Source organism: Kitasatospora sp. NPDC022856 (assembly GCF_055561235.1).
Genome location: NZ_JBVHHE010000065.1, coordinates 20,379 through 29,424, shown reverse-complemented (window position 1 = coordinate 29,424; position 9,046 = coordinate 20,379). Strand labels below are relative to the sequence as shown.

General features: G+C 72.5%; 10 protein-coding genes. 8 read left to right on the top strand and 2 right to left on the bottom strand.

What is annotated here, in order from left to right:
• Positions 1-314 precede the first annotated feature (314 nt).
• From ACZ34W_RS36400 to ACZ34W_RS36375, 6 genes are all read left to right on the top strand, one after another.
• Positions 315-1,034, top strand: coding sequence for a DUF5753 domain-containing protein (locus ACZ34W_RS36400; RefSeq protein ID WP_465610449.1), 720 nt, complete (start codon positions 315-317; stop codon positions 1,032-1,034).
• A 10-nt stretch (positions 1,035-1,044) separates the two neighbouring features.
• Entirely contained in the window at positions 1,045-1,257 is a 213-nt protein-coding gene (locus ACZ34W_RS36395; RefSeq protein ID WP_465610447.1) for a DUF397 domain-containing protein, read from the top strand.
• A 146-nt stretch (positions 1,258-1,403) separates the two neighbouring features.
• Entirely contained in the window at positions 1,404-1,604 is a 201-nt protein-coding gene (locus ACZ34W_RS36390; protein WP_465610445.1) for a DUF397 domain-containing protein, read from the top strand.
• 83 nt (positions 1,605-1,687) lie between these two features.
• A complete protein-coding gene (locus ACZ34W_RS36385) occupies positions 1,688-1,894 on the top strand; it encodes a DUF397 domain-containing protein (protein WP_465610443.1) in 207 nt (68 codons plus the stop codon).
• A 110-nt stretch (positions 1,895-2,004) separates the two neighbouring features.
• Positions 2,005-2,223, top strand: coding sequence for a DUF397 domain-containing protein (locus ACZ34W_RS36380; protein WP_465610441.1), 219 nt, complete (start codon positions 2,005-2,007; stop codon positions 2,221-2,223).
• Between the two features lie 16 nt (positions 2,224-2,239).
• A complete protein-coding gene (locus ACZ34W_RS36375) occupies positions 2,240-2,614 on the top strand; it encodes a hypothetical protein (RefSeq protein WP_329491184.1) in 375 nt (124 codons plus the stop codon).
• 19 nt (positions 2,615-2,633) lie between these two features.
• On the opposite strand, the gene ACZ34W_RS36370 is transcribed toward ACZ34W_RS36375, so the two are convergent.
• Positions 2,634-4,304 carry an FAD-dependent monooxygenase gene (locus ACZ34W_RS36370; protein WP_465610438.1) on the bottom strand — a complete coding sequence of 557 codons (1,671 nt, stop codon included), beginning with the start codon at positions 4,302-4,304 and terminating at the stop codon, positions 2,634-2,636.
• 351 nt (positions 4,305-4,655) lie between these two features.
• Between ACZ34W_RS36370 and ACZ34W_RS36365 the strand changes: the two genes are divergently transcribed.
• A complete protein-coding gene (locus tag ACZ34W_RS36365) occupies positions 4,656-6,305 on the top strand; it encodes a YVTN family beta-propeller repeat protein (protein ID WP_465610436.1) in 1,650 nt (549 codons plus the stop codon).
• A gap of 66 nt (positions 6,306-6,371) precedes the next feature.
• Here the strand turns inward: ACZ34W_RS36365 and rox are convergent, their stop codons facing one another.
• Positions 6,372-7,808, bottom strand: coding sequence for a rifampin monooxygenase (rox, locus tag ACZ34W_RS36360; RefSeq protein ID WP_465610434.1), 1,437 nt, complete (start codon positions 7,806-7,808; stop codon positions 6,372-6,374).
• Positions 7,809-8,307: 499 nt separating this feature from the next.
• Between rox and ACZ34W_RS36355 the strand changes: the two genes are divergently transcribed.
• On the top strand, positions 8,308-9,024 hold the full coding sequence (locus tag ACZ34W_RS36355; protein WP_465610432.1) for a helix-turn-helix transcriptional regulator: 717 nt from the start codon (positions 8,308-8,310) through the stop codon (positions 9,022-9,024).
• The last annotated feature ends 22 nt before the right edge of the window (positions 9,025-9,046 follow it).

The following is a 9,046-nucleotide window of genomic DNA, read 5'->3' as shown; positions in this document are numbered from 1 at the left end:
TGCCCGTCGGGGGAGCGGTGAGCCCGGTCGCGGACGACTTCGCCGATCCGGGGCTGGTACGCGGGCGTGCGGGGGCGGCTGGGCATGCGGGCTCCTTGGTAGCTCTGTGCGTTTGGGTCATCACGACCTGTATCCATGGTGAGGTGATCGGAGCTACGATCGGAAGGCCTCGCACTCGACACTTGGCCGATGTGGGATTCAGGATCCGAAAGGCGATCGATCTTGCGGCGTACCGATCTTGACCCGACGTCATCACCAGCTGCGGCGTTCGGAGTTCAACTTCGCAGGTCACGCGAGGCGAGGGGCTGACGCAGGTGACCTTCGCCGAGCTCATCGGGTACAGCGACACGCTCGTTTCGAGTATCGAAAGAGCTACGCGCAATCCCACGCAGCCGTTCGCCCTCCGGGCTGACAATGTGCTCGAGACCGGTGGAACGCTGGAGTTGATGTTCTGGAACCTCAGCCATACGTCGCTCCTCGAAGGATTCCCCGAATACGCAGCTCAGGAGGCGAAGGCGGTCGAGGTCCGACACTTCGAACTCGGCGTCGTCCCAGGACTGCTGCAGACCCAGGAATATGCGGCGGCGTTCGCGGCCGCCGCTGTGCGACGGGGAAAGATCACGCAAGCACAGGCCGAAGACCGGGTCAGCTTCCTGCTGACCCGGCAGAGGTTGCTGGACCGCGACCCGGTTCCCTGGCTCCACTTCGTCCTGGACGAAGGTTGCCTCCGGCGTCCAGTGGGCGGTCGGAAGGTGATGGACCGCCAACTCCGACATCTGGAGGAGCTGGCGGCCAGGCCGAACGTCACCATCCAGATTGCCCCTTACAGCCTCGCCGAGGAGCTGCCCTTCACCATGATGGTCACACTGCTGACCATGGCGGACCGGTCCGTGCTCGCGTACTCGGAGAGCCAACTGCGCGGCTTCCTTGTTCGGCAGAGCGAAACCGCCAAGATCCTGGAGAGGGACTACCATCAGCTGGCAGTGGAAGCGCTGCCGAAGGCCGCGTCTCTGGAGATGATCCGCCAGGCGTGAAAGGAACGTCATGAACGGCCTCGTAGACCTGTCCAACGCAATGTGGTTCAAGGCTTCCTACAGCAACAATGGGGGTTCGTGCGTGGAGGTGGCGGCGGACTTCCCCGGCCTCGTCCCGGTCCGCGATTCCAAGGACCCCCAGGGCCCCGCGCTCGTGTTCCCGTCCGACGCCTGGCGGTCATTCATCGACGGCGTCCAGGCCGGCGAGTTCGGCACCGTCTGATCATCCGCGTCTCCGATGGCCCCGACCGCGTCTCGGTCGGGGCCATCTGCGTCGAGCGTGATGAGGGGTCTTCAGGAGTGGGTATACCTGTTGAGCACGAGGTCGCGTAGCGCCAAGCTGTGGAGAGGACTACGAGGATGATGCCCATGGACCGGACCGGCGCTCGATGGATCAAGTCCAGCTACAGCCAGCAGGGTGGCAACTGCATCGAGGTGGCGCCCGGGTTCCCTGGTGTCATGCCTGTTCGTGACTCGAAGGACCCGGAGGGCCCCGCACTTGTCTTCCCCTCTGGAGCGTGGCATTCCTTCGTCATTGCTGTGCAGGGCGGCGAGTTCGACATGATCTGAATCGGCTGGCGGGTTCCCGGTCGGGGACTTCTGTATGGCCCGTCCGTCGATACACCGACTCTGCGGAGAGGACCTTGAGGACAATGCTCACTCGCCGGACCGGCGCCCGATGGATCAAGTCCAGCTACAGCCAGCAGGGTGGCGACTGCATCGAGGTGGCGCCCGGGTTCCCTGGTGCCATGCCTGTTCGTGACTCCAAGGACTCCGAGGGGCCTTCGCTCGTCTTCGCAGCTGATGCCTGGCGGTCGTTCGTCGCCGCCGTACAGGCGGGCGAGTTCGGCGCCGTCTGATCGATCGTCGCCTGCGCCCTCCGATCGCATCCGATCGGAGGGCGCTCTGCGTGGGTAGCCTCAAGGTGATGGGTGGTGAATCCAAGCTTGAGGAAGGAGCTTCGGCTGCGATGCTCGTCGACCTGAGTGGTGCCCGGTGGCGGAAGAGCAGCTACAGCAATGGCGGTGGCGGCTGCGTGGAGGTTGCGGACGGCTACGGCGGTGCCATGCCCGTTCGTGACTCCAAGGATCCCGGCGGGCCCGTGCTCGTCTTCGCGGCCGATGCTGGTGGGCGTTCGTCGCAGGCGTTCAAGGTGGGGAGTTTCGGTTGTCGTCAGAGTGACGAATAGTCGCTACTCTGGCCCCATGCGAATCACTCTCACGCGTGCCAGTGTTGCCATGGGGGACGATGTGGACGCGCCCCACGAAGCCCACCTGGAGGCCGACGGCGCCACCACGCTCGGCGAGTTCGTGCGTCAGGTCGCCCTCTCGGGGTACTTCCCGCAGATGGCCTGCTGGGTGGTGTTCGATGGCCGGCGGAAGCCGGCGCCCGCGCCGATCGCGATGCTCTCGGCGCCCTGGGAGCAGCCGCGGTTCCTGGACGACGCGCTGCGGCACCGGTCGCTCGACTCGCTCGCGGGTGAGCACGGTGAACTCGGTGAGAACGGCGAGCTGAGCCTCTTCTTCGACTACCGGGCGACCATCGCGCCGGACGTCCTGTGGCAGCGCCTCATCGGCTGACCGCCGCCCCGACGCCCCCTCACCCCGTGCCGAACGTCCGGCGCAGACAGGTCGCCAGCCGGTCCGGGGTGGGCGGGTGGAAGCGTCCGGCGAGGTAGCCGTCGGGGCGGATCAGGAAGGCCTCGCCGGGGCGGGCCCCGTAGGCGCTGCGGAACTCGCCGCCGGTGTCCCGGGCGGTCGGCAGCCGCCACAGGGGTGCGGGCGCGTCCGGTGCGAGCACCGCGTAGACGTCCAGCAGCCCGTGGGCCGTGGAGAGGGCGGCGACCGCGCACGTGGTGACCGGCTCCTCGGGTGTCGCCGCGTCGAGGTGGAACAGCAGGGTGTGGCGCGGGCCGCGCAGCAGGTCGAACAGTCGGACGGGGTAGTGCGCGAGGTCGCGCGCCAGTCCCCGGCTGTCCGGGGCCCGTGCGCCGGAGCCGGGCCCGTGCCCGTGCCCGGCCGGTCCGCCGTCGCCCTCCGGCTCGACCAGCGGGCTGTCCGGGTAGCCGACCAGCAGCTGGGCCTCCCGCCGCAGCACCGCGTCGAGGATGTCGGGGGAGCCGGGGTCGGCCTGGACGCCGGTCCGGGAGTGGCGCACCGTCCGGCCGACCACCTCGGCGCCCACCGGGTGCCGTTCGGCGTGGTAGCTGTCGAGCAGGCCGGCGGCGCCGACGCCTCGGACGGCGAGCGCCAGCTTCCACGCGAGGTTGTAGGCGTCCTGGATGCCGGTGTTCATGCCCTGCGCGCCGGTGGGCGGGTGGATGTGGGCGGCGTCGCCGGCCAGGAAGAGCCGCCCGGCCCGGTAGCGGTCCACCAACCGGTGGCTGATCCGGAAGGTGGAGGACCAGCGCAGCGCCGAGGCGTGCGTCGGCTGCGGCGAGAGCCGGTCGAGCACGGCCTGGATGTGCCGCAGTTCGGGGGCCGCTCCGCTCTCCAGCCCGTGCGCGACGCCGTCCTGGGCCCCGGCGCGGGCCAGTTCGTCCGGGACCAGCATCGACACCCGGTAGCGCCCCCGGCCGGGGAGCGGGATGCAGACCAGCAGGTCGTCGACCCGGCCTTCGGCGTCGTGGTGGGTGGCGCGGACGCCGTACCCGGCGGGGAGGTCCCAGTCGACCTCGACGTCGCCCAGCATGTACTGCTCGGGGAAGGCGTCGCCCTCGAAGCGCAGGCCCGCCGCCTTCCGGACCAGGCTGTGCGCGCCGTCGCAGCCGATCACGTAGCGCGCCCGGACCTCCCGCGGCCCGGACGGTGTCGCGAGCACGGCCAGGACCCGGCCGTCGGGCCCGTCGGCACCACCGGTGCCCGCCTCGGCCTCCTGATCGAGGGCGAGCAGCTCCGTGCCGCGCTCGACCCGCGTGCCGTACCCGGCGAGGTGCTCGGCGAGCAGCCGCTCCGTCGTGTACTGGGGGAGCGCGGCGAAGCCGTAGGGGATGTCGGGCGGCATCGTGAGCTCGATCCGCGGCCCGGGCCGCCCGTCGACGAAGGGCAGCTGGCCGTGCATCGGGACGGCCTCGTTCAGCGCCGCGCCGACCAGGCCCATGGCGTCCCACACCTCCATGGTGCGCGGCTGGACGCCGACGGCCTTGGCGTAGTGCTGGGGGACGGCCAGCCGGTCGATGATCCGGCAGTCGACCCCGTGGCGGCGAAGCTCGGCCGCGGCCGTCAGTCCGACCGGGCCCGCGCCCACCACCAGTACGTCGATCTCGTCCATGACCGCTCCCGGGGACGTCCTGACCGCCTCCCTCCAGGCTGCGCCCGACCGGCACCGGTCCGCCACCGCTGCCGGAGAGCCCAGCCACCGCTGCCGGAGGGCCCGGCCGCCGGTAGCCGAGCGAGCCCCGGCCACCGGTGTCGGAGCGGCCCCCGGCCACCGCCGCCGCGGTGACCTCCCGGGCCGGCGACGGAGGGCAACCAATTCCAAACACTTGGCGACAATCCCGGCCAACTCATGACGGTCCGTCAATCGGCCTTCTACGCTTCGTCCGGCCCCGGTGCGGTGGCGGAGCCGCCGCCGCACCCCGTCGCTTCCCCCGATGTACTGACGAGTCTGGAGCAGACCCCCGTGAGAATAAGCCGTTCCCCGAGCCGCACCTGGACGGCCGTGGTCGCCACCGGCGCGGCCACGGCCGCGCTGTTGGTGCAGCCCGCCACAGCCTGGGCCGCGGCGCCCGCGCCCGTCGTGACGACCACCGTCGCCGTGGCGCCCTACCCGGCGGGCGTCGCACTCGCGCCGGACGGCAGCCGGGCGTACGTGACCAGCCAGAGCAGCGGCACCGTCACCGTGCTCGACGCCGCCACCGGCGCGGTCTCCGGCACGTTCACGGCCGGCAGCGGCTCGTACGCCGTGGCCTGGTCCCCCGACGGGCAGCACGCTTATCTGACCCACCAGCTCGACGACGCGGTCAGCGTCGTCGACACCGCGAGCAACACCGTGGCGGCCACCGTCGCGGTCGGCGCCGAGCCCTTCGGGGTGGCCGTCTCTCCGGACGGCGCCCGCGCGTACGTCAGCAGCGCCGGCGCGGCGACCGTGAGCGTGATCGACACCGCGAGCAACACCGTGACCGCGACCGTCCCGGTCGGCGCGGAGCCGCACGGCGTGGCCGTCTCGCCCGACGGGGCGCACGTCTACGTCGCCGCCTCGGGCGCGCAGGCGGTGGACGTCATCGACACCGCGAGCAACACGGTGAGCGCGGACGTCCCCGTCGGCCACGGAGTCTTCGGCCTGGCGCTGAGCGCCGACGGCTCCCGCCTCTGGACGGGCAACGGCGGTGACGACACCGTCAGCGTGCTGGACACGGCGGGCCGCACCGTCGTGTCCACGGTGACGGTCGGGGCCAACCCGTTCTCGGTCGCGCTCTCGCCCGACGGCAAGTCGGCGTACGCCTCCAACTACGGTGACGGCACGCTGAGCGTGATCGCCACCGCGGACCGCAAGGTCACCTCGACGGTGCCGGTCGGCACCAGCCCGTACGCGCTCGCCGTCACCCCGGACGGGCGGCGCGGCTACCTGGCCGACTTCGCCGCGAACGCCGTGACGGTGCTCGGCTTCCCGCTGCCGGTGCCGGTCGTCACCGGGGTCAGTCCGGCGAGTGGACCGCAGGCGGGCGGGACGAAGGTCACCATCACCGGGACCGGCCTTAACGGCGCCACCGCCGTGAGCTTCGGCGCGGCCGGGAACGCCACCGCCGTCTCGTGCACGGAGACCGGCTGCACCGCCACCGCTCCCGCCGCCGCCGCGGCCGGGGTCGTCGACGTCCGGGTCACCACGGCCGGGGGTACCAGTGCCGTCGTCCCGGCCGGGCGCTTCACCTACACCGCGCCCACCGCCGACCTCGCGGTCTCGCTCGCCGCCACCCCGGTGGGCGGCCTGTTCTCCGGGCGGGTCGACTACACCCTCACCGTCACCAACCAGGGCCCGGAGACGGTGACCTCGGCGACGATCTCGGCCGACCTGCCGACCGGCTTCACCGCCTCCTCGACCGACTGCACGATCGCGGCGGGCAAGCTGACCTGCGCGGTCGCCGGTCCGCTCGCGAAGGGGGCGAGCGTCACCCGGCACGTGACGGTCCACGTCGGCCTGCTCAACCTCGGCCGGACCTTCACCGTCACCGCCGCTCGCACCGCGAGCGCGCCCACCGACCCGGTGGCGGCGAACGACCGCGCGTCCCGCACCTGCTCGGCCACGCTCGCGCTGCTGATCAGCTGCAAGTGAGTCCGGCGCCGCCGGCGCTCCCCTTCGGGAGGGCGTCGGCGGCGCCGCCGTGCACCGCTTCGGCGCTCAGCCGACGGGTGCGCCGAACCACTCGGCGAGCCGGTCGAGCAGCTCGCCCTGGTCCTCGCCGACCCAGGCCACATGGCCGTCCGGCCGCACCAGCGCCGCGGGCACGTCCACCTGCGCGCCGGCGTCGGCGACCCGGTCGACCCGGTCCGCCCAGCCCGCCACCGAGAGCCGCCCGGTCCGGTCGAGCAGCAGGCCCCGGCCCTCGTGCATCAGCCCGTAGAGGCGGCCCTCCGCCAGCCGGACGTCCCGCAGCCGCCGGCCGACCAGGTCGTGGCCCCCGCCGAGGTCGTAGCGGACCTCGACCGCCGTGATCATCCCGGTCACCTGGCGGTTCACCTCCTCGATGTCCATCAGCCTGGACAGCAGGTTCCGCAGCGCGGTCGCGCCCGGGGAGGCCCCCAACAGCGTGATCTGCGCCCGGGTGTTGTCCAGCACGGCGGCGCCCACCGGGTGGCGCTCGGCGTGGTAGCTGTCCAGCAGCCCCTCCGGTGCCCAGCCGTTGACCGTGGCGGCCAGCTTCCAGCCGAGGTTGAACGCGTCCTGGATACCGGTGTTCAGGCCCTGGCCGCCGGTCGGCGGATGGATGTGCGCGGCGTCGCCGGCCAGCAGCGCCCGGCCGACCCGGTAGCGCTCGGCCTGCCGGGTGGCGTCGCCGACCCGGGAGAGCCAACGCGGCGAGTGCACACCGAAGTCGGTGCCCGCGAAGGCCCGCAGCTGCTGCTTGAACTCGTCCAGGGTCGGCGGGACCGACCGGTCCTCGGCCACCCCGGCGGCGGGCACGATGATGCGGAACACTCCCTGCTGCCCGTCGACGTCGGGGGCCACGCCGAACCGCGGCTGGGTCGCGCGGACCTGCTCGACGACGGCCGCGATGGTCGCCCGGTCCTCGGCCGCCCCCATGTCGCCCAGCAGCGTATCGACGGTGGTGGGCTCACCGGGGAAGGCGACGCCGAGCAGCTTGCGCACCGTACTGCGGCCGCCGTCGCAGCCCACGAGGTAGCGCGAGCGCAGCCGCGTTCCGTCCGCCAGCTCGACGCCCACCCCGTCCTCGTCCTGGCTCAGTCCGACCACCTCGCGGCCGCGCCGGATCTCGGCCCCGAGTTCGTGGGCGCGCTCGGCGAGCAGCAGTTCCGTCGCGGTCTGGGAGACGGCGAGTCCGTACGGGTGGGCGGTGTCCAGCGTCTCCGGCCACGCCTTGTGGACGCCGCCGAAGAAGCCGCCGATCCGGAACTTCTCGCCGGCGGCGAGGAACCGGTCCAGGAGACCGCGCTGGTCCATCATCTCGACGCTGCGCGTGTGCAGGCCGCGCCCGCGCGATCGGGCGTCCGGCTCCGTCGCCCGCTCCAGCACCACCACCTCCACTCCGGCCAGCCGCAATTCGGTCGCCAGCATCAGGCCGGTCGGTCCGCCGCCGACCACGATCACGTCAATCATCAGAACGCCCGTTCAACGAGAGTGGATTTCCGGTCGGTCGGCCGCCGCCCGTCCGGTGGTGCGTACACCCCGGCCCGTGCCGGATTTCCGTGTCCGCGAGCTGCGCCGGGAGTTCCGGCCGTCGTGCGGCCCCCGCGCCGGGAGCGGTGGACGGGCGCCGATCCGTCAGGGCCGCAGGTCCCGGCCCAGGTCGACCATTGTGCGGCGGCCCCGGGGTCTTGCCGCAAGGCCGGGGGTGCGCTATATCTTGGTAGCGGCGAGGAGTGGATTCACCTCCTCGCCTTCGTCATTTCCCCGTCCACGGCTTCCTTCCGAATCGGTGCCGCCGTCCGGACGGAATTGTTCCGGGCACGGTGAACCCCCGGGCCCTTTCGAGAGCGCGCCCATTCTGCGGCCATTCCCCCGGAGTTTCGGCGCGCCGCGCCCGGCGCGCCCGTGCGGTGGCAGCCCCGCACAGTCGCTCTGGACGGAACGTCCGGACTGGACGTACAGTCCAGACATGACCGCGGAGACCCCCGACCCACGCGTCCGGACCTGGGCGCCCGTCTGCCAGGCGGTGGCCCTGCTCCTCGGGCCGTACGCCGAGGTGGTGCTGCACGACGCCGTTCGGGACGAGGTACTCGCCATCTGGCACCCGATGAGCGGCCGCGCCCCCGGCGACCCCTCGCTGCTCGGCGAGCTGGACGACCTGGCCCCTGCCCTGCCCGAGGTCTACGGGGCCGATGTCCTCGGGCCGTACGAGAAGCTGCTGCCCGACGGTCGGCGCCTCTCCTCGGTCAGCGCCGTCCTGCGCGACGACGACGGCCGGGCCTCGGCGGTGCTCTGCGTCAACCTCGACCGCGGACCGCTGGAGCAGGCCGCCGCCCTGCTGGCCGGCTTCGCCGCACCCACCGCGCCGCGGCCCGAGCCGCTCTTCGAGCGCGACTGGACGGAGCGGATGAACGACGTCATCGGCGGCTACGTCCGCGCCCACGGCCGCCCGCCGGACCGGCTGGGCCGCGAGGACCGGCTCGCCGTCCTGCGCGAACTCGACCGGGCCGGGGTGCTCGCGGTGCGCCGGGCGGTGCCGGCCGTGGCGACCGCGCTCAAGGTCTCGCGCTCCACCGTCTACACCCTGCTCGCCGAACTCCGGGCCGAGCCCGAGCCCGTCGCCGAACCCGAACGCCCGGCCGAACCCGCACCCGGGGCCGAACCCGAACGCCCGGCCGAGCCGTAGCCCGGTCCGGGACCGGGCTACG

Excerpts from the sequence above, each read along its gene's own strand:
- ACZ34W_RS36395 (WP_465610447.1), top strand. The coding sequence starts at position 1,045 with ATGAACGGCCTCGTAGACCTGTCCAACGCAATGTGGTTCAAGGCTTCC.
- ACZ34W_RS36390 (WP_465610445.1), top strand. The coding sequence starts at position 1,404 with ATGGACCGGACCGGCGCTCGATGGATCAAGTCCAGCTACAGCCAGCAG.
- ACZ34W_RS36385 (WP_465610443.1), top strand. The coding sequence starts at position 1,688 with ATGCTCACTCGCCGGACCGGCGCCCGATGGATCAAGTCCAGCTACAGC.
- ACZ34W_RS36380 (WP_465610441.1), top strand. The coding sequence starts at position 2,005 with ATGCTCGTCGACCTGAGTGGTGCCCGGTGGCGGAAGAGCAGCTACAGC.
- ACZ34W_RS36375 (WP_329491184.1), top strand. The coding sequence starts at position 2,240 with ATGCGAATCACTCTCACGCGTGCCAGTGTTGCCATGGGGGACGATGTG.
- ACZ34W_RS36370 (WP_465610438.1), bottom strand. The coding sequence starts at position 4,304 with ATGGACGAGATCGACGTACTGGTGGTGGGCGCGGGCCCGGTCGGACTG.
- rox (WP_465610434.1), bottom strand. The coding sequence starts at position 7,808 with ATGATTGACGTGATCGTGGTCGGCGGCGGACCGACCGGCCTGATGCTG.
- ACZ34W_RS36355 (WP_465610432.1), top strand. The coding sequence starts at position 8,308 with ATGACCGCGGAGACCCCCGACCCACGCGTCCGGACCTGGGCGCCCGTC.